The organism is Polaribacter sp. 2405UD43-2, from assembly GCF_058147125.1.
Genome location: NZ_JBYVJX010000025.1, coordinates 1 through 436, shown reverse-complemented (window position 1 = coordinate 436; position 436 = coordinate 1). Strand labels below are relative to the sequence as shown.

Genomic DNA, 436 nt, shown 5'->3' with positions numbered 1-436 from the left:
CAGGTTTTAGAAAAGCGAAAAGGAATTTTTAAACATCAATCACAAAAAGATGGTGTTGTATTTCAAGGAGCAGATAGCAGAGAATTTTGGCAGAGAGCAGAAGACAGAAATCAAGAAACAGCCAATATATATGATGAATTAGGATTGGCACATTATGCGGCTATGGAAGCTTTTGTGAGATGGGAATACTAAAAACTTCTAATGAAATCTATTAATCAATTTGAATTAGAAATATATAATAAACTAGCCGCATAGTCTTTTGTTGCAAGTCCAAAAATGTAAGTCTCTAAAAAATGGGACACTGTCCAAAATTTTGTGTAAATAGAATTTCAGAGGGTTTGACTAATTTAGAGTTGAACCCTTTTTTCAAATATAGTTAAAAATTGATTAAGAATTAATCCCCAATTATGAATTGGTTGTGTCCATTTTTTGGTTA

Annotated in this window: 1 protein-coding gene; it reads left to right on the top strand. The window is 31.0% G+C overall.

Annotation, left to right across the window (positions count from 1 at the left end):
• A partial coding sequence (locus tag ACY2RX_RS14605) for a hypothetical protein (protein ID WP_490103456.1) occupies positions 1-192 on the top strand: 192 nt, incomplete at its 5' end.
• Positions 193-436: the final 244 nt, after the last annotated feature.